The sequence below is a fragment of the Pseudomonas sp. Pdm06 genome, assembly GCF_014851795.1.
Taxonomy (GTDB): domain Bacteria; phylum Pseudomonadota; class Gammaproteobacteria; order Pseudomonadales; family Pseudomonadaceae; genus Aquipseudomonas; species Aquipseudomonas fluorescens_AA.
Genome location: NZ_JACVAH010000013.1, coordinates 42,788 through 61,972 on the forward strand (window position 1 = coordinate 42,788; position 19,185 = coordinate 61,972).

The 19,185-nt window shown below is 60.9% G+C and carries 17 protein-coding genes; 5 read left to right on the top strand and 12 right to left on the bottom strand.

The genetic code is table 11. The features are described from left to right. Positions 1–162 precede the first annotated feature (162 nt). Both fadD1 and fadD2 read right to left on the bottom strand, forming a co-directional pair. Complete coding sequence (fadD1, locus tag IB266_RS20490; RefSeq protein WP_192262241.1) at positions 163–1,854, bottom strand: long-chain-fatty-acid--CoA ligase FadD1; 1,692 nt, start codon at positions 1,852–1,854, stop codon at positions 163–165. Between the two features lie 365 nt (positions 1,855–2,219). After that, entirely contained in the window at positions 2,220–3,908 is a 1,689-nt protein-coding gene (gene fadD2, locus IB266_RS20495; RefSeq protein WP_192262242.1) for a long-chain-fatty-acid--CoA ligase FadD2, read from the bottom strand. Between the two features lie 224 nt (positions 3,909–4,132). Here fadD2 and IB266_RS20500 point away from each other — a divergent pair, with 224 nt between their 5' ends. After that, positions 4,133–5,077: an alpha/beta hydrolase gene (locus IB266_RS20500; RefSeq protein WP_192262243.1), complete on the top strand. Its 945-nt coding sequence runs from the start codon at positions 4,133–4,135 to the stop codon at positions 5,075–5,077. Between the two features lie 40 nt (positions 5,078–5,117). Beyond that, positions 5,118–5,588 carry a MaoC family dehydratase gene (locus IB266_RS20505; RefSeq protein WP_092166033.1) on the top strand — a complete coding sequence of 157 codons (471 nt, stop codon included), beginning with the start codon at positions 5,118–5,120 and terminating at the stop codon, positions 5,586–5,588. Between the two features lie 201 nt (positions 5,589–5,789). Here the strand turns inward: IB266_RS20505 and IB266_RS20510 are convergent, their stop codons facing one another. The 4 genes from IB266_RS20510 to IB266_RS20525 all read right to left on the bottom strand — a co-directional run bounded on the left by IB266_RS20510 (position 5,790) and on the right by IB266_RS20525 (position 9,603). After that, positions 5,790–6,653 (bottom strand): HlyD family secretion protein, encoded by an 864-nt coding sequence (locus IB266_RS20510; protein ID WP_092203894.1) that lies wholly within the window; start codon positions 6,651–6,653, stop codon positions 5,790–5,792. A gap of 9 nt (positions 6,654–6,662) precedes the next feature. Then, on the bottom strand, positions 6,663–6,869 hold the full coding sequence (locus IB266_RS20515) for a DUF1656 domain-containing protein (RefSeq protein WP_192262244.1): 207 nt from the start codon (positions 6,867–6,869) through the stop codon (positions 6,663–6,665). After that, a complete protein-coding gene (locus IB266_RS20520) occupies positions 6,856–8,856 on the bottom strand; it encodes an FUSC family protein (RefSeq protein ID WP_192262245.1) in 2,001 nt (666 codons plus the stop codon). The genes IB266_RS20515 and IB266_RS20520 overlap by 14 nt, the downstream gene beginning before the upstream one ends. A gap of 279 nt (positions 8,857–9,135) precedes the next feature. Next, positions 9,136–9,603 carry a ferritin-like domain-containing protein gene (locus IB266_RS20525; protein WP_060738860.1) on the bottom strand — a complete coding sequence of 156 codons (468 nt, stop codon included), beginning with the start codon at positions 9,601–9,603 and terminating at the stop codon, positions 9,136–9,138. A gap of 206 nt (positions 9,604–9,809) precedes the next feature. Between IB266_RS20525 and IB266_RS20530 the strand changes: the two genes are divergently transcribed. Both IB266_RS20530 and IB266_RS20535 read left to right on the top strand, forming a co-directional pair. Next, the gene (locus tag IB266_RS20530; protein WP_060738861.1) at positions 9,810–10,046 is read left to right on the top strand and encodes a DUF3820 family protein; all 237 of its coding nucleotides are present in this window, start codon (positions 9,810–9,812) and stop codon (positions 10,044–10,046) included. 16 nt (positions 10,047–10,062) lie between these two features. Then, a complete protein-coding gene (locus IB266_RS20535) occupies positions 10,063–11,250 on the top strand; it encodes an aminotransferase class V-fold PLP-dependent enzyme (protein ID WP_192262246.1) in 1,188 nt (395 codons plus the stop codon). Positions 11,251–11,363: 113 nt separating this feature from the next. On the opposite strand, the gene IB266_RS20540 is transcribed toward IB266_RS20535, so the two are convergent. Genes IB266_RS20540 through zwf form a run of 3 tightly spaced genes read right to left on the bottom strand, consistent with a single transcriptional unit; the run spans position 11,364 to position 14,216 of the window. Beyond that, the gene (locus IB266_RS20540; RefSeq protein ID WP_060738863.1) at positions 11,364–12,029 is read right to left on the bottom strand and encodes a bifunctional 4-hydroxy-2-oxoglutarate aldolase/2-dehydro-3-deoxy-phosphogluconate aldolase; all 666 of its coding nucleotides are present in this window, start codon (positions 12,027–12,029) and stop codon (positions 11,364–11,366) included. Positions 12,030–12,046: 17 nt separating this feature from the next. Continuing rightward, positions 12,047–12,760, bottom strand: a complete 714-nt coding sequence (gene pgl, locus IB266_RS20545) for a 6-phosphogluconolactonase (RefSeq protein ID WP_103310900.1) — start codon at positions 12,758–12,760, stop codon at positions 12,047–12,049. Next, complete coding sequence (gene zwf / locus IB266_RS20550) at positions 12,747–14,216, bottom strand: glucose-6-phosphate dehydrogenase (RefSeq protein ID WP_192262247.1); 1,470 nt, start codon at positions 14,214–14,216, stop codon at positions 12,747–12,749. The genes pgl and zwf overlap by 14 nt, the downstream gene beginning before the upstream one ends. Before the next feature lie 196 nt (positions 14,217–14,412). On the opposite strand from zwf, the gene IB266_RS20555 reads away from it, so the two are divergent. Further along, on the top strand, positions 14,413–15,273 hold the full coding sequence (locus IB266_RS20555; RefSeq protein ID WP_170842276.1) for a MurR/RpiR family transcriptional regulator: 861 nt from the start codon (positions 14,413–14,415) through the stop codon (positions 15,271–15,273). Positions 15,274–15,420: 147 nt separating this feature from the next. Here the strand turns inward: IB266_RS20555 and IB266_RS20560 are convergent, their stop codons facing one another. The 3 genes from IB266_RS20560 to IB266_RS20570 form a co-directional block, all read right to left on the bottom strand. Beyond that, on the bottom strand, positions 15,421–16,275 hold the full coding sequence (locus tag IB266_RS20560) for a D-hexose-6-phosphate mutarotase (protein ID WP_192262248.1): 855 nt from the start codon (positions 16,273–16,275) through the stop codon (positions 15,421–15,423). A 269-nt stretch (positions 16,276–16,544) separates the two neighbouring features. Next, complete coding sequence (locus IB266_RS20565) at positions 16,545–17,891, bottom strand: carbohydrate porin (protein ID WP_192262249.1); 1,347 nt, start codon at positions 17,889–17,891, stop codon at positions 16,545–16,547. 132 nt (positions 17,892–18,023) lie between these two features. Next, positions 18,024–19,184 (bottom strand): ABC transporter ATP-binding protein, encoded by a 1,161-nt coding sequence (locus tag IB266_RS20570; protein WP_060738868.1) that lies wholly within the window; start codon positions 19,182–19,184, stop codon positions 18,024–18,026. Position 19,185: the final 1 nt, after the last annotated feature.

Genomic DNA, 19,185 nt, shown 5'->3' on the forward strand with positions numbered 1-19,185 from the left:
CCCGCTGGACGCGCAGCGGCCCTTGCGGTGTGTCAGTAGAATCGCAGGGGGCTGCTGCGCAGCCCAGCGGGAGCAAGCTCCCTCGCCACACAAGCGCTCTCGCTTCAGGTCATCGCCCAACAAAAAGCCCCGCATCAGCGGGGCTTTTTGTTGGCAACGGTCTTACTTCTTCAACCCCAGCTTCCTGAGTTCTTCATCCCGCAACTCGCGGCGCAGGATCTTGCCCACGTTGGTGGTCGGCAAGGCATCGCGGAACTCCACGGCCTTGGGCACCTTGTAGCCGGTGACGTTGGCACGCATGTGTTCCATCACCTGTTCCTTGGTCAACGTGACACCGGGCCGTACGACGATGAAGATCTTGATCGCCTCGCCGGATTTTTCGTCCGGTACGCCGATGGCCGCGCATTGCAGCACGCCCGGCAGGGTTGCCAGCACATCTTCCAGTTCGTTGGGGTACACGTTGAAACCGGAGATCAGGATCATGTCCTTCTTGCGATCGACGATGCGCATGTAGCCGTCCGGCTGGATCAGCGCAATGTCACCGGTCTTGAGCCAGCCTTCGCTATCGAGGATCTCGTCGGTGGCTTCCTGACGCTGCCAGTAGCCCTTCATCACCTGCGGACCTTTCACGCACAACTCGCCGATTTCGCCCAATGGCTGCTCGACGCCCGCGTCATTGATCACCTTGCACAGCGTCGACGGCACGGGAATGCCGATGGTACCGATCTGGATGTTCTGGATCGGGTTGACGGTGGCCACCGGGCTGGTTTCGGTCATGCCATAACCTTCGCAGATCGGGCAACCGGTCACCGCTTTCCAGCGCTCGGCCGCGGCCAGTTGCAGGGCCATGCCACCGGACAGGGTGACTTTCAGTGCCGAGAAGTCCAGCTTGCGGAAGGCTTCGTTGTTGCACAGGGCCACGAACAGCGTATTGAGACCGACGAAACCGCTGAACTTCCACTTCGACAGTTCCTTGACCATCGCCGAAAGGTCGCGCGGGTTGCTGATCAGGATATTGTGGTTGCCGATCAGCATCATCGCCATGCAATGAAAGGTGAAGGCATAGATGTGGTACAGCGGCAGTGGCGTGATCAGCACCTCGCAACCCTCATTGAGGTTGGAGCCCATCAGCGCCTTGCACTGCAGCATGTTCGCCACCAGGTTGCGGTGGCTGAGCATCGCGCCCTTGGCCACGCCGGTGGTGCCGCCGGTGTATTGCAGCACAGCCACGTCGTCGCTGGTGGGGTTGGCTTCGTTCACCGGCTGGCCGTGGCCTTTGCTCAGCACGTCGTTGAACTTGACGGCCTTGGGCAAGTGATAAGCCGGAACCATCTTCTTGACGTACTTGATCACGCTGTTGATCAACAGGCGCTTGAGCGGCGGCAGCAGGTCGGCGACTTCGGTGACGATGACGTGCTTGACGCCCGTCTTCGGTACCACGGTTTCCGCCAGGTGCGCCATGTTCGCCAGGCACACCAGGGCCTTGGCACCGGAGTCGTTGAACTGGTGTTCCATTTCCCGCGCGGTGTACAACGGGTTGGTGTTGACCACGATCAGCCCGGCACGGATCGCACCGAACACGGCCACCGGGTACTGGAGAACGTTGGGCAGCTGCACGGCGATTCGATCGCCCGGCTGTAAATCGGTATGCTGTTGCAGGTACGCGGCAAACGCCCCGGACAACTCGTAGAGCTCACCGTAGGTGATCGTCTTGCCGAGGTTGCTGAATGCCGGCTTGTTGGCAAAGCGTTGGCAGGACTGCTTCAACACCGCCTGAATATTCGGATACTCGTCTGGATTGATGTCGGCAGCAATCCCAGCTGGGTACTTATCCTTCCAAAAGTCTTCGATCATGGAAGCCCACTCCTCAGCAACGCGAATTCTCACCGCATTTGATGCGATTATTATTGGTGTGTGTTTATTGGTGAATCTGGCTTGAATCAAGGCCGAGAAGTCACAAAAGCGCGCCGAGAGTAGCAGCTTTGCCAAGGGTCGCCTAGAGCCAAAAACAACCCCCACAGTCATAAACATGACTCATGAATATTTTATGGTCATTTTTAGAGTAAAAATTCTAAGCTCCGGATAATTACCCCGAATACATAAAAAACGGTGGGAGCGAGCTTGCTCGCGATGACGGTGTATCAGCCAACATTTCTGTCACTGACCTACCGCTATCGCGAGCAAGCTCGCTCCCACAGGGTTTCCATGAGGCAGGCGCCTCAGGCGATATCCCGCAACTCCCGCCGCAGGATCTTGCCCACTGGCGTCATCGGCAATGAATCCCGCAACACGATGTGCTTGGGAATCTTGTAGCCGGTGAAGTTTTCCTTGCAGTAGGCCTTGAGTTCTTCGAGGCTGACCCCGGCCTCACGCGCCACCACGAACAACTTCACCGCCTCCCCCGAACGCTCGTCCGGCACGCCGATCACCGCGCAGTTGGCCACCTTGGGATGGGCCATCACCACGTCTTCGATCTCGTTGGGGTACACATTGAAACCCGAGACGATGATCATGTCCTTCTTGCGGTCGACAATGCGCACGAAACCGTCCGGGTCGATCACCGCGATATCGCCAGACTTGAACCAGCCCTCGCTGTCCAGCACTTCGGCCGTGGCCTCGGGCTTGTTCCAATAACCCTTCATGATCTGCGGCCCCTTGATGCACAGCTCGCCGCGCTCGCCCAGGGGCTGCTCAACGCCATCGTCGTTGATCACTTTCATCAGCGTACCCGGCACCGGCATCCCCACCGTGCCCAGTCGAGACTTGCCACCATAAGGATTGGCACTCGCCACCGGTGAGGTTTCGGTCAGGCCATAGCCCTCGGTAATGCCGCAACCGGTGAGCTGCTGCCAGCGCTCGGCGGTGGCCTTGATCAACGCGGTGCCGCCGGAGTTGGTGACCTTGAGGTGGGAAAAATCCAGGGTCTTGAAATCCGGATGGTCCATCAACGCCACGAACAGCGTGTTGAGCCCCAGCAACAACGAGAAACGCCAGTTCTTCAGTTCCTTGATGAAGCCGCCGATGTCCCGTGGATTGGTGATCAGCACGTTGTGGTTGCCGGTCACCATCATGCACATGCAGTTCGCCGTGAACGCATAGATATGGTACAGCGGCAGTGGCGCGATCATGACCTCCTGGCCTTCGCGCAGCAGCGGCTGGCCGTCATCGCCGAGCTGTCCCAGGCAGGCCCGGGCCTGTTGCATGTTGGCCACCAGGTTGCCGTGGGTCAGCATCGCGCCCTTCGCCAACCCGGTGGTGCCACCGGTGTATTGCAATACCGCAATATCGTCGAGGCTGACGTTCAGCGGCTTGATGCCCTGGCCGCGTCCCAGGCGCAAGGCGCTCTTGAAGGAAATGGCCTGGGGCAGCGAATAGGCCGGGACCATTTTCTTGACCTTGCTCACCATCGTGTTGACCAGCCAGCCCTTGGCGGTGGGCATCAGGTCGCCCATCTTCGCTTCGATCAGGTACTGCAGGTCCGTATCGGGCAACACCTCCTGGACTTTCTGCCCGAACATGTTCAGGTACACCAGCGCCCGGGCCCCGGAGTCCTTGAACTGATGACGCATTTCCCGCGCGGTATACAGCGGGTTGGTGTTGACCACGATCAGCCCGGCGCGCAAGGCACCGAACACGGCGATCGGGTACTGCAGGATGTTAGGCATCTGCACCGCGATACGATCGCCAGGCGCCAGGTCGGTATGGGTTTGCAGGTAGCCGGCAAAGGCCGCGCTGTAGCGCTCGAGCTCGGCATAGGTGAGGGTCACTCCCATGTTGCTGAACGCCGGACGGTCGGCAAATTTCTTGCAGGAACGCTCGAACACCTCGATCACCGACTTGTAGGTCCCCAGGTCGACGTCCAGGGGCACGCCGGCCGGGCGTTTGTCATTCCAGAAATCAGGCTGCATTGTTTTTGTCCTCTTTACCTGAGCATGTCCGGGCCGCGTCTGTATCGCTTGCAGAGGCGGAGCTCTTGGGACACTAGCAGCTATGGCCAATCAGGCAAATATGGCAACCTGCGTCATAGATTGTGTGAATCTTCTTGCCATGGTGTGGCCTGATCAGGCGAGACGCAACGGATGCGCTATACAATGCAGCGACGCTGCGTCTGACTTTGTGCAAAGGAATCGCCATGATCCACCAAACGTTCTGGCTGACCGCGACCGACCATAGCCGCCTGTTCGTCAACCAGTGGCTGCCCGAAACCGCCCCGTTGGCGGTGATCATGCTGGCCCACGGCATGGCCGAACACAGCGGCCGCTACGCCCGCCTGGCCCAGGCGCTGTGCGACGAAGGCTACGGTGTCTATGGGATGGACCTGCGCGGCCATGGCAAGACCGGCGAGGGAGCGACCCTCGGCCACTTTGCCGACGAAGATGGCTGGGCCAAGGTCGTGGGTGATTTGGCCAGCCTCAACCATCACATCGGCCAGCAGCACCCGGATACGCCCATCCTGCTGCTGGGCCACAGCATGGGCAGCTACATCGCCCAGGGTTACCTGCTGCATCACAGCGCCAGCCTGCACGGGGCGATTCTCAGTGGTTCGAATTTCCAGCCGGTGGCGCTCTACCGCAGCGCTCGCCTGATCGCCCGCTTCGAACGCCGGCGCCAGGGTGCGACGGGACGCAGTGCATTGATCGAGTGGCTGTCGTTCGGCAGTTTCAACAAGAAATTCAAACCGACCCGTACCCCCTTCGACTGGCTCAGTCGCGATCCGGCCGAAGTCGACAAGTACGTCCACGACCCGCTGTGCGGCTTTCGCTGCAGCAATCAACTGTGGGTCGACCTGCTCGGCGGCTTGCAGCAAATCAGCAAAGCGTCCAATCTCGCCCAGATCGATCCGGGCCTGCCCTTGCTGGTGATCGGTGGCGAATGTGATCCGGTGAGCGAAGGCAAGCGTCTGAAGGATCTGGCCGACGCCCTGCGCGACGCCGGCAGCCAGCACCTGCAACTGACTATTTACCCGCAGGCCCGACACGAATTGTTCAATGAAACCAACCGCGATGAAGTGACCGCCGACGTGCTGGCCTGGATTGCCCAGGCCTTGGACCACAAGCGGCCGCCACGCAGCGAGTAGGCTTGCAGCGTTTTCCTTTATTCCACAGGATCTGAAACAGATGACCCAGGTTACCAACACCCCTTACGAAGCCCTCGAAATAGGCCAGACCGCCAGCTACAGCAAGACCGTCGAGGAACGCGATATCCAGTTGTTCGCAGCGATGTCGGGCGATCACAACCCCGTGCACCTGGACGCCGAATTCGCCGCGGCGAGCATGTTCAAGGAGCGCATCGCCCACGGCATGTTCAGCGGTGCGCTGATCAGCGCGGCAGTGGCGTGCGAGCTGCCTGGGCCGGGCACGATCTATATCGGCCAGCAGATGAGCTTCCAGAAACCGGTGAAAATCGGCGACACCCTGACCGTGCGCCTGGAGATCCTGGAAAAGATGCCGAAGTTTCGCGTACGCATCGCCACCCGCGTGTTCAACCAGCGTGACGAGCTGGTGGTGGACGGCGAAGCCGAAATCCTCGCCCCACGCAAGCAGCAGACCGTGACCTTGCCGACGTTGCCGGCGATCACTGTCGGTTAATTCACTGAAGCGATCGGCCCCAGCGAATTGGATGAAGCAACGCATCCTCTGTGGCGAGGGAGCTTGCTCCCGTTCGGCGGCGAAGCCGTCGTAAAAAAGCGCCCGCGTTTGATCAGATCCAACGCGGGCGCTTTTTTTTAGGGGTGCTTCGCACCCCAGCGGGAGCAAGCTCCCTCGCCACAAGGTTCGTGGCGCGACGGACTATGGCTGGTCTTCGCGCACCTGCACGCTCGCCGTCATCCCGGCGCTCAGGTTCACGCCCTCCGGCACCTTGTCCAACTTGATCCGCACCGGGATCCGCTGGGCCAGGCGCACCCAGTTGAAGGTTGGCTCCACCTCCGCCAGCAACTGCGCATCGGGGTTGGTGTTGCGGTCGGTAATGCCGCGGCTGATGCTTTCGACATGCCCCTCCAGCGCATGGCCGGCACTCATCAGCCAGATCTTGACCGGATCGCCCACACGAATCCTGGGCAATTTGGTTTCTTCGAAATAGGCCTGCACATAGAACGTCGAGTCGTCGATCAGCGCCATGACCGGCTGCCCGGCATTCACGTAGTTGCCTTCGGCCAGACGCAGGTTGGTGATGTGGCCGCTACGGGGGGCCAGGACCTGACTGCGGGCCAGGTTGAGCTCGGCGACCTTGGCCTCGGCCTGGGCTTCGCGCAGTTCGCCGCGGGCGATGCCGGCGTTGATCTGGGCGTTTTCCCGCAGTTCGGCACTGATGGCCTGGGGCCCCAGGGCGGCGCGACGACTGGCTTCGTGTTCGCGCAGGCTCAGTTGCTGCTGGCGTGTCTGGACCACAGCCCGGGCCTTCTCCACCGCTGCCTCGAAACGCTCGCGGTCGATGCTCAACAATAGATCACCGGCCTTGACCTGCTGGTTATCCACAGCCTTGAGTTCGCGCACCCAGCCCGACACGTCGGGTGCGATCACCACCACGTCGGCGCGGATCCGCGCATCGCGAGTCCAGGGCGTGAGCATGTAGTACTGCCACAGGTGAAAGCCGGCGAAGATCGCCACGGCCACCATGCACAGCGTGACGGCGACACGTACGGAAGTACGCATGTTCAACTCCTATAGCGGCCCGAGGACCACGGTAATGACAGTCAGGACACAGACATACAGGGCGCAGTCGAACAAGGCTTCATGCCAGATCCAGCGCCCGGCCGGCAGCAGACTGAGCAACAGGCGCAGCGCGCCGGTCACCAGCAACGCCAGCACCACATAAATCAGGAACGGGCTGAGCAACACCCCGCCAATCGACCACTCACGCAAGCCCATGGCTGTGCTCCCGTCGTTCAGGTTCGTGCTGGCTGCACCAGGCGCGCCAGCTGTTTTGCAATTGCACCACCGCACCCTGGGCCAGCTTCAGTGCATCGCTGGGCGGCTGGGTCGACAACACGTTCAGGAATGCGGCGCTCGCCGGGGCCAGCCCATCGGCCTGGTCACCGGCCGGACCACGCTCGAGCACCTGCTCCAGCGCTTCGAAATAACGGCGCTGCGCCCGGGTATCGGGCACTTGGGCGACGGCCAGGCTCAGGCGCAAATGCAACAGCTCATCGCCGATGTCCAGGCCAAGCAAACCATCATCCCAACGGCTGCGCGACTGCGCCGGCAGTTCCGGGTAATGCCTGGCGAGCTGCAACAGCCGGTCGGCCATGCGCCCGCCGAACCAACTCTCGGCCCCCGGCAGGCGGCGATGGGTCAGGCGCACCAGATCGTGAAGGGTCGCGGCCAGCAGACGGCGGCTGTGCCAGGCCGGGTTGCGCAAAATCAGCAGATTGAAGGCCAGCACCGCCGCGCCCACGCCGATCATCATGGCCTGGGCGTTGTTGAAGAACGCCGCGACGTCATATTTCATGGCATTGAGCGGTGAAATCAACACCACGAAATGCAGGCAGAACGACGTCGCCGTGGCGAAGATCTGCGGCTTGGCCATGCCCAATGCCCCGAAAAACAACGGCACGCCCATGGCCAGGCACAGCATCGCGAAACTGCTCCATTGCGGTAGAACGAGTTCGCCGATCACAAACGCCGTCGGCACGGCCAAAAAGATGCCCCGCAGAAAACTCATGCCGATCTGCGCGCCGTTTTCGCGACTGGCGAACAGGCTGCACACCACACACGTCAGGACCAGCGCACCCGATGCGGCGGGCCAGGCGGTCGCCAGCCAGAAACAGGCCACCGCCAGGAATGCCAGGGCGCTACGCGCGCCGAAGACCATGGCCAGGGACAAGTCGCGATGGGGCGTCAAGGTGCGGGGTGGATCCGCCGCCTCCCTGCCCTCCTGCACCGCCGTCAAGGCGGCGCAGGCGGCCAGGGCGGTATCGAGCAACAAGGCGAACCGCGCCAGGCAGTAACTCTGCGCCGCGCTGATCTGCGGGTCGTGGGACGCATCCCATACCCGAGGGCGCAAGGCTTGCAGGGTCGCACTGTCGGCATCGAGGGCTTGCTGCACCTCGTTCATCCACGGCTGGAGCGCCACAGCTTCCTCAGGGTCAAGCTGCTTCCACTGCCGGCGCACCGAGCGCGAGATGCGCAGCAGCATCAGCAGTTTCTGGCTCAAGCCGCTGATGGCCCGGGCTCGCTGCCGACCACGACTGCCTTCGAACCAGGCATGTTCGCGCTGGGCATCCACCGCGACGATCCTGCCCAGAATTTCCAGCAACCCTTTACGGGCCTGGGCATCGCCCGCCAGGGTCGCACGGGCTGCCTGCATGCCACTCTGCCAGGCAGCCAGGGCCTGACCGGCCAGTTGCCGCTCGACCCGCAACGGCCAGAGCAAGGCACTGGCCGCCGTGGCACAGACGATGCCCAGGCTGATCTCGGTGCAGCGCGCCACCGCTTGGTCGAACACCCCCAACGGATGGGAAATGGCCGGCAGGGCAATGATCGCCACCGTGTAGCCGGCCAACACGAATGAATACGACCAGGCACTGCGCAGCAGCGTCGAACAGGCTGTGCACAGGCCCAGCCAGAGCGCCAAGGCCAGCAGGAACAACCAGGGCGCCTGGGCAAACAGGCCCATGAACACCACCGACATGACGGTGCCCACCAACGTGCCGACCAATCGCGCCAACCCTTTCTGCACCACCATCCCGGACAGTGGCTGGGCGACGATGATCGCCGTCATCAGCGCCCACGATGGCTGCTCCAACCCCCAGCGCAACGCCAGCCATAACGCCAGCCCGGCGCCAAGCACGGTCTTGATGGCGAACTGCACAGCGAGGCGGTCGGGGGCGAACAAGGCCTGGAAGGTAATGGGCACGCGAAAAAACTCTTCTGGGGACGCAATAACGATAGATGCAATAGAGGGTGAGGGGCGGCGCAATTATTAGCTAGCTAACTATTCGAGTCCAGAGCTGTTTGGCAGGAAATAAAACAAAAACGCCTTGTGGCGAGGGAGCTTGCTCCCGCTGGGTTGCGCAGCGACCCGCGTTTTGGGGCTGCTGCGCAGCCCGGCGGGAGCAAGCTCCCTCGCCACGGGTAAATTTTCGCCCAAAAAAAACGCCAGGCAGGCTGGCGTTTTTTTGTGTTGGCTGCGTGTTTAACTCTGGGCACGCGCCTGGTTACGCAGAGCCTTGACCTGGTCGTGGTTGCGTTGCACGCCATGGTACTGACGCTCGACCAGGTCACGAATGCCCACCAGGTTGTGCTTGTTGATTTTCTCGATGGCCTCTTTGTAGGCCTTGAGGGCGTGATCTTCACCGCGCTCGGCTTCGTTGAGCACCGCTTCTTCGTCCTTGCCGGTGAACATGGATTTCACGTCTACCCACCGACGGTGCAGGTCACCGGCGACGCTGGTGGACGTTTCCGGATCACCGCCCAGCGAACGAACGGCGGCTTGCAACTCCGCTGCCGCGGTGGCGCAATCGGCGGAACGCTGGACGAACAACGTCTTGAGTTCTGGATGCTTGATGTCTTCAGCGCAGGTCTTGAACCCTTCCTGGCCATCCTTGCTGGTCTCGATCAGGTCGTTCAAGACGGAGATGGATTCTTTGTTGATGTCAGTCATTTTTCAGTTCCTTTGCTGGTGAATAAAAAACCTGCAAGGGATATTGCATCAGCCATGCCAGCCATCAATTCAAATAAAATACTTTAAAAATCAATTAGTTAATTAACTCCCTAAAAACTGTATCCGCGCTATTTGCATGATCTGTCATTTGGCCTGCATGCAGAATGCCTGTATTTTCAAGGCAGGTTTGAATCAAGACGAATGCCATGAATCCGGAAAAGCTCGAGTTGCTCGTTACGCGTCAAATGCCCTTTGGTAAGTACAAGGGCCGAATCCTTGCCGACCTGCCGGGTCAATACCTGAACTGGTTCGCGCGCGAGGGTTTCCCCCACGGTGAACTCGGCGGTTTGCTGGCATTGATGCAGGAAATCGATCATAACGGTTTGTCCGACCTGCTGGATCCGCTGCGCGCCAAACATGGCCTGCCCAAACCTCGCCATTGACTGACTGAGACCTGCCATGCCCGAGAACACGCTGCGCGCCCACGATGAAGGCTTTTGGCGAACCTTTGTCGACCGCTACGACATCGATCCCACCGGGCCACTCAACCTGGAAAACGGCTACTTCGGACGCATGTCCCGCACCGTGGTGGAGGAATACCAGCGCAACATCGAATTCATCAACCGCGGCAACTCGGTGTATGTGCGCCAGCAGTTCGACCGGGAACACGGCGAAGCCATTCGGCGACAGGTGGCCCGGCTGATCCACGCCTCTCCCCAGAGCGTGACGCTGGCCAACAGCGCGGTGGATGCCCTGCAAACCTTGATTCGCAACTACAACGGCCTCAAGCCGGGCGATCAAGTGCTGATCTGTGACGTGGAATATGCCTCGGTCAAAAGCGCCATGCGCTGGCTGGCCCGCCAACGTGGCGTGGAGGTGATCGAAATCGTCCACCAGCACCCCGCCAGTTTCGACAGCCTGGTGAGCACTTACCGCGAAGCGTTCATTCGCTACCCTCGCCTCAAGCTGATGGCGCTGACCTACGTCAACCACCTGACCGGGCTGGTGATGCCGGTCCAGGCCATTGCCGAGAACGCTCGGGAGTTTGCCGTCGATATCATCCTCGACGGTGCCCACGCCCTGGGCCAGATCGATTTCGACCTGAAGAAGCTCGGGATCGAATTTGCCGGGTTCAACCTGCAGAAGTGGATCGGCGGCCCCCTCTCCCAGGGTTTCCTGTACATCGCCCCGCAGCGGTTGGCCGACATCGACCCGGACATGGACGAAGACAACTACCCCGCCACCGACATCCGCTCGCGCACACCCCACAGCACGCCCAATATCCCGGCCTTGCTCACCCTGCCCCTGGTCTTCGAAGAACACCGGAGCCTGGGCGGCGCCTTGGCCAAAGGCCCGCGCCTCTGCTACCTGCGCGACCTGTGGGTGAATGCCGTGCGCGATGTGCCGGGCATCGAGGTGATGACCCCGGATGACCGGCGGCTCTATTGCGGTATCACGGCGATGCGCTTCACCAACCAGGCCGATCAACAGGCGATGGCCGCTCGACTGCTCGATGAGCATGGAATTTTCACCGTGGTACGCCATACCAGCGTCGGGCCATGCATCCGCATTACCCCAGGGTTGATTACCTTGGCGAGTGATATCGAGCGGTTGACCGAGGCGCTGATCCAGCTGAGCCGCACCTAGATCCCTGGCCACAGGAAATCTGTGCCAGCATAAAAACCCAGGCAAAAAAAAACGGCGCGCCGACCAAGCGCACCGTAAAACCGTAGAACACCCAACGAGGTTCGGTAAAACAATCAGTCCAGCAGCGCCAAGGCTTCGGCGGTGCATTCCTGAATGCGGGCCCAGTCGCCGTTCTTGATCCACTCCGGATCAAGCATCCAGCTTCCGCCCACGCACATCACGTTTTTCAACGCCATGTAGCTCTTGATGTTGGCTGGGCTCACGCCGCCGGTCGGGCAGAATTTCACTTCGCCGAACGGGCCGCCCAAGGCCTTGATGGCCGCGACGCCACCGCTGACTTCGGCCGGGAACAGTTTGAAGCGGCGATAGCCCAGGCTGTAGCCTTCCATGATGCCCGAGGCATTGCTGATGCCCGGCAACAAGGGGATAGAGCTGTAGACGCTGGCTTCGAGCAGGTCACGGGTGATGCCCGGAGTAACGATGAACTGCGAGCCGGCCGCCTCGGCGGCGTCCAGCATATGGCGATCGAGCACCGTGCCGGCGCCGGTCACCAGTTCCGGACGCTGCTCGCGCAGCACCTGGATAGCCTTGAGACCGTGTTGGGAACGCAACGTCACTTCCAGCGCCGTCAGGCCACCGGCGGCCAGGGCATCGGCCAGCGGCAGGATGTCCTGTTCACGGGCGATGGTGATCACCGGCAGGATCCGCGCCTTGGCGCAGAGGCTGTCGATCAGGGCAACTTTGTCCGCCATGGAAACGGTCGGGGATGGGTTTGTCATAGCGGCTGATCCTTGGTTCATGGGCACCAGTAAATCTCTAACGTAGGTTGCAAAAACGCACGGATCGGCATTTCGGCGACATCGTCACCTGCCACCGCAGCGTTCAGGGTGGTCAATTTCGACTGACCGGAAATCGACAGCACTTTGTGTTGCGCCGAAGCCAGCAAGGCGCGGCTCATGGTCAAGCGCTGGTGCGGCACGGTCGGTGCCAGCATCGGCCAGCAGCGGCGTGCGCCATTGGCGTCCAGGGCTTGGGCCAGGTTCGGGCTACCGGGGAACAGCGAAGCGGTATGCCCGTCATCGCCCATGCCCAATACCAGCACGTCGATGGGCGGCAGCTCGGCCAGCAAACGATCGGCCTGCTCGGCAGCCGCTTCCAGGTGAGCGCTGGCGCTGTAGAGGCTCAGGAACTGGGCCTTGGCCGCCGCACCTTGCAACAGGTAGCGCTTGAGCAAGCCAGCGTTGCTGTCGGCGTGTTCAACCGGCACCCAGCGCTCATCGGCGAGGCTGACCACCACCTTGGACCAGTCCAGCGCCTGCTTGGCCAAGTGCTGGAAAAACGCCACCGGGCTGCGGCCACCGGACACCACCAGGGTCGCCGTGCCGCGCGCATCGATCGCATTGCGCAACTGCTCGGCCACGTTCAGCGCCAGGCCTTCGGCCAGCAGCACCGGGTTCTTGAATTCATGGGCGCTGACGCCCTGCGGCAGTTTCACTTCAGATATCGCCATACCATGACCTCCCATCCCGCGTGATCAGTGCAATGGAGCTCATCGGCCCCCAGGACCCCGCCGCATACGGCTTGGGCGCATCGCCGGATTTTTTCCACCCGGCAATCAACTGGTCACACCACGTCCACGCGGCTTCGATTTCATCTTTACGGACAAACAGGTTCTGATTGCCGTTCATGACTTCCAGCAACAACCGCTCGTAGGCATCGGGAATCCGTGCGCTGCGATAAGTGTCGGAGAAGTTGAGTTGCAGCGGACCGCTGCGCAATTGCATGCCCTTGTCCAGGCCCTGCTCCTTGGTCATCACCCGCAAGGAAATCCCTTCGTCCGGTTGCAGGCGGATGATCAGCTTGTTGCTGATCTGCAAACGCTGCTCGGGCGCGAAGATGTAGTGGGACGGTTCCTTGAAGTGGATAACGATCTGCGACAGCTTCTGCGGCATGCGCTTGCCGGTACGCAAGTAAAACGGCACCCCGGCCCAACGCCAGTTGCGGATGTCGGCGCGCAGGGCGACGAACGTCTCGGTGTCGCTCTGGGTGTTGGAATTCGGTTCTTCGAGGTAGCCAGGCACCGCCTTGCCTTCGCTGTGGCCGGCGATGTACTGGCCACGCACCACCTGGGTGGTCAAGCCTTCCGGGCTGATCGGCGCGAGGGCCTTGAGCACCTTGACCTTCTCGTCACGGATACTGTCGGCGGACAAGTCGGCCGGTGGGTCCATGGCGATCAGGCACAGCAGCTGCAGCAGGTGGTTCTGGATCATGTCCCGCAGTTGGCCGGCCTTGTCGAAATAGCCCCAGCGGCCTTCGATACCGACCTTCTCGGCCACGGTGATTTCCACGTGGGAAATGTAGTTCTGGTTCCACTGGGTTTCGAACAGGCTGTTGGCGAACCGCAGGGCGATCAGGTTCTGCACCGTCTCCTTGCCCAGGTAATGGTCGATGCGATAGGTACGGTTTTCCGGGAAGAACTGCGCCACGGCGTCGTTGACCTTGCGCGACGACTCCAGGTCCGAGCCAATGGGCTTCTCCAGCACGACCCGGGTGTTCTCGCTCAAGCCGACCTTCGCCAGGTTCTCGCAGATTGCCCCATACACCGCCGCCGGGGTGGCGAAATAGGCAATGACCTGCTGGGTCGAACCGGCCGCTTCGGCCAGGGCGACATAATCGTCGGCCTTGAGGAAATCCACATGCAGGTAGGTCAAACGTGCCAGGAAGCGCTCGAGTACGGCTTCGTCCAGGTCTTTTTCGCCAACATAACGGCGCAGCTCGGCGGCGATGAATGCCAGGTGCTGCTGCTCACCGCCGGGCTCACGGGCCAGCGCAATGATCCGCGTGTCCTCGTGCAACAATTGGGCGCCATCGAGCTGGTACAGGGCAGGAAAGAGCTTGCGCAAGGCCAGATCGCCCAACGCGCCGAACAAGGCAAAGGTGCACGGTTCAACCGTAATCGAAGGCATGATGTTTGTTCTTTTATCAAGTTAAACTACAAATACCTTTTTTCAAGGTATCACTCAAGGAAAAATGTAGTAATAACCACAACATTTTTCGAAAATACCGATTCCGAGTGGTGGTCCGTCGGAGCCATCAGTAGGATAGGCCACCGCAAAGGGTCGTATCAAAGACCCGTCTTCCTAGGAATCTTGTATGGACCGCGTGCGAAACTTACTGGAACAGATCCAGAGTCGCCTTGAAGACCTGAACAAGGCCGAACGCAAGGTGGCCGAGATCATCCTGCTCAACCCGCAGCAGGCGACCCGCTTCAGCATCGCCGCCCTCGCCCAGGCGGCTTCGGTCAGCGAACCGACCGTCAACCGTTTCTGCCGCTCGTTCGGCGTCAGCGGTTACCCGGAACTCAAACTGCAATTGGCCCAGAGCCTGGCCAGCGGCGCCGCTTATGTCAGCCGCGCGGTAGAAGCCGATGACAACCCGGAAGCCTATACCCGCAAGATCTTTGGCAGTGCCATTGCCTCATTGGACAGCGCCTGCCAGGCCCTCGATCCCAATTTGATCAGTCGCGCCGTGGACCTGCTGATCCAGGCCCGGCAGATCCACTTCTTCGGCCTCGGCGCCTCCGCCCCGGTGGCTCTGGATGCCCAGCACAAGTTTTTCCGCTTCAACTTGGCAGTGACCGCTCACGCCGACGTCCTGATGCAGCGCATGATTGCGTCGGTGGCCCATACAGGCGAGCTGTTCGTGATCATTTCCTACACCGGCCGCACCCGCGAGCTGGTGGAAGTGGCGCGCATCGCCCGGGAAAACGGCGCCTCGGTATTGGGCCTGACCGCCGAAGGCTCGCCGCTGGCCAAGGCCAGCACCCTGAGCCTGAACATCCCCCTGCCCGAAGACACTGACATCTATATGCCGATGACCTCGCGGATCATCCAACTCACCGTACTGGACGTGCTCGCCACCGGCATGACCCTGCGTCGGGGCGTGGACTTCCAGCCGCATCTGCGCAAGATCAAGGAAAGCCTGAATGCCAGCCGGTATCCGGTGGGGGATGAGTTCAACTGATTCGATCCAGAATCCTCGCTGCCGGGTAGTCCGTCATCGCGAGCGAGCTCGCTCCCACATGGGTTTTGTGAACGCCGAAGATCCAGTGTGGGAGCGAGCTTGCTCGCGATGGGGCCAGCAGCCTCACCCACCACCCTGCCCCCTGCATCAAGCCCCCACCCACGCCTGCAAACTCAGGTGCGCCCGCTCCCCCGGCGCCAGGCACAGGCTATCGGTGCCGCCACTGGCCGCTTCGACACAGACGAATTCGCTGACCTCATCCCAACTCACCCCCAGCAACGGCCGCGTGCCGGGATGCCAGACCACGGTGTCGGCACTGTCGCCGGTGTCGATGCACAATTCGCGCTGCCAGGCGTGATCCTTGAGCTGCAATTCACCCTCATGCTGGAACACCCGCTGGCAGCCGCCCTCGACCCGCAACTCGCCTTCCTGCTGGCAAGCCGCACGGCTCAACTGGTCGTAACCCTGGGCACCTTCGAGCCCAGACAGCGCTACCTCACCGACGTCACCAATACGCCAATAGGCGTGCAAGGCCTGGCTCAACTGGCACGGCAGGCTGTCCTGGTGCTCGGTGCTCAAGCGCAGTTCCATGCGCTCGCCCAGGTCGGCGTGCAAGTCCACTTGCCAGTCGCACAATTGCAGTTGCCAGTGCAGATGCACACCGTCTTCATCACTGCGGCTGTCGAGCAGCTTCCAATCGATCAACCGCGCCCAACCATGGGACGGCCAGGCGTTTTCGCTGGGATGACGGCCATACCACGGCCAGCACACCGGTACTCCGCCACGGATCGCACCGACGTGTGGCCATTTGGCCGCGCACCACAACCAGGGCTTCTGGCCTCGCGGCTGGAAGTGCAGCAACTGCGCGCCCTGGCGACTGAACACCGCCTGGCACAACGGGTGATCGATCACCAACACATCGCGTTGCCGATAGCGCTCCCACGCGAATACCGGGCGTTCGCGCAAGGATCTGAAAAAGCGTTGTAGCGGATGCTCATGCATGGGCCGCGGTCCTGGAGATCATTGAATACTCAACTAAGTACGACACTATTTTTGTGGCGAGGGAGCTTGCTGTGGGAGCAAGGCTTGCCCGCGACGAAGCTGACGCGGTTTGCCCTGGAACCGAGGCGCCTGTGTCGCGAGCAAGCTTTGCTCCCACAGCTCCCTCGCCACAGGTTCCTCATGCAACCCAACGCGCTCCCCAAAAAAAAGCGGACAGCCTTGGCCGTCCGCAAATATGCGCACATAGAGAGGAGCTTATCGCAACAGCGTTAGAACACCGACTGAATTTTCAAGCCGGCCACCAGCGCGTTGTCGACTTCATCAACACCGCCCGGGTGAGTGATGTACTGCAGGTTCGGACGCACGGTCAGCCAGTTGGTCACGTGGAAACCGTAGTTGACCTCGTAGTTGTACTCAGTGCTACGCAGTGGCGCGAACAGCGGATTATCGTAGTCGCTGACGCCATTGGCGGCGTTGACCAGTTCAGAGTTTTTCTTCACATCTTCGTTGACATGGATACGGGAGAAACCGATGCCGACATCGTCTTTTGGACGCGCATCGAACGGTCCCTTGTACACGAACATCAGCGACTGGTAGTTGTCGACGACGTTGGTTTCCTTGTCATGGAAGGTGGCGTTGGCCGCGATGTTCAGGCCGCGCGAAGCATCACCATTGTGGGTAGTGAGTTGTTGTTGCGCGACGAACCAGTAGCCGTCCTTGCTGCTGTGGCTGCGATAGGCGTTGCCGGTGGTCGCGGCGTCGTTGCCATCGTCGTCTTCACGGACGTCATCGGCCTTGGCCGTACTTTTGTAATAACCGACACGGTACTCGCCCGGCAGGTTATTGATCTTGGGTGACCAGACCAGCTCGACCGGAATGAGGGTACCCTTGGTACCGCTGCCGCTGAGTTTGTAGCGGTTGTTGTTTTCCAGTTGCGAAGGGTTCTGGTTGTAGGCACCGATTTGCGCATAGAGCTCAGGCGTGAGGTTATATTTGACGCGAATCGCCGCCTGCATGATCGGCCAGTTGTACCAGATGCCGGTCGCCCAGTTACCCGCTTGTGAACCGCAGAACGCCAGGTTCTGGAACTCGCACGGGAAGGTGTTGAAGTCTTCGCCCTCACCGAAGTAACCGGCTTTGACATCCAGTTTGCTGTCGAAGTATTTCTGTTTGATCCACAACTGGGTCAGACGAGTGGTTTGCCCACGACCCCAGACTTCCTGGGAAGAACTGAGGGTACCGGCACGGGGATCACCGATACGGTCGTTGGAGATGTTGCGACCGTCACGCCGTGTGAACTGGATCTTGGCTTCCGTATCGCCCCAGCCCGCCAGCTTCTCCAGATCGAGCGCGACGCCCAGGCCAAACTGCTGGGACCAGCGCGCGGTCTTGTCATCGTTGTAGCCGCCGTGGAGGTTGGCACCCATCTCCCCGACAAAGTCAGCCTTGATATCGATACCTTGCTCGATCAGCTTGGTCCGTTCACCGCCCCAATCGCCCGTCATCCACTTCGAGTCGGCGCTGAACGCGTCGGCTGCGTGTGCGCTACCGGCCAGCATCATCGCCGCAACGGCTGACAACTGGCAGATAAGCTGGGCGTTGTTTTTCTTTTTCATCCCTACATCCTCGTCTTTATTTATTGTTATTAACTGTTTTTATCTAACGCGGTTTACAACGATTGCGGCGAATGTCCCCATCCACCGCATACTCCTTTCCTGTGGGAGCAAACCTGTTCCCACACTTACTCTTCACCGGCCCTTGAACTGCGCTACGTTTGCAGTCCGGGCATCTGTTTGCGGCTGGCCGGCCACGCCCAGGCGTTCGCCGGACTGGGCATCGAACAGCAGCACTTTCGATGGATCGAATTGCAGCGTCAGGGTCTCCCCGACTTGCGGCGCCACGTCCGGCGCCAGGCGGCAGCAAACCTTGGTGTCGTTGAGGCTGACGAACACCAGGGTGTCCGGCCCGGTAGGCTCGGTGACCTGCACTTCGGCGCGAATGGTCGGCAAGCCATTGGGCTCGCTGCCCGCCAGCATGATCTGCTCCGGGCGCATGCCCAGGATCACTTCGCGGTCTTCCAGGCCGGCGTCCTGCATGCCCATCGGCAGTTCGCAACGGGCCTGGCCGCTGTCGAGCAGCGCCAGCAGGCGACCGTCCTTGCGTTGCAGGCGCAGCGGGATGAAGTTCATCGGCGGCGAACCGATGAAGCTCGCCACGAACAGGTTGGCCGGGTTGGTGTAGATGTCTTTCGGAGTGCCGAACTGCTGGATGATCCCGTCCTTCATCACCGCCACTTTGTCGCCCAGGGTCATGGCTTCGATCTGGTCGTGGGTCACGTAGACCGTGGTGGTCTTCAGGCGCTGGTGCATCAGCTTCATTTCGGTACGCATCTCGACCCGCAGCTTGGCGTCGAGGTTGGACAGCGGCTCGTCGAACAGGTAGATCTTCGGCCGCCGCGCCAGCGCCCGGCCCATGGCCACGCGCTGTTGCTGGCCGCCGGAAAGCTGGCCGGGCTTGCGATTGAGCAGGTGCTCGATCTGCAGCAGCTTGGCCACTCGATTGACTTCTTCGTCGATGGCCGACTGGTTCATCTTGCGGATTTTCAGGCCGAACTCGATGTTCTCGCGCACGCTCATGGTCGGGTACAGCGCGTAGGACTGGAACACCATGGCGATGTCACGATCCTTCGGGCTCATGCCGCTGACATCCTGGTCACCGATCATGATCGCGCCGCCGGTAATGGTCTCCAGGCCGGCGATGCAGTTCATCAGCGTCGACTTGCCGCAGCCCGAAGGTCCGACGAGGATCAGGAACTCCCCGTCCTTGATCGACAACTCGATGTTCTTCAGGGTGTCCGGCAGGCCGGCACCATAGGTCTTGTTTACGTTGCGAAGTTCAAGCGTTGCCATG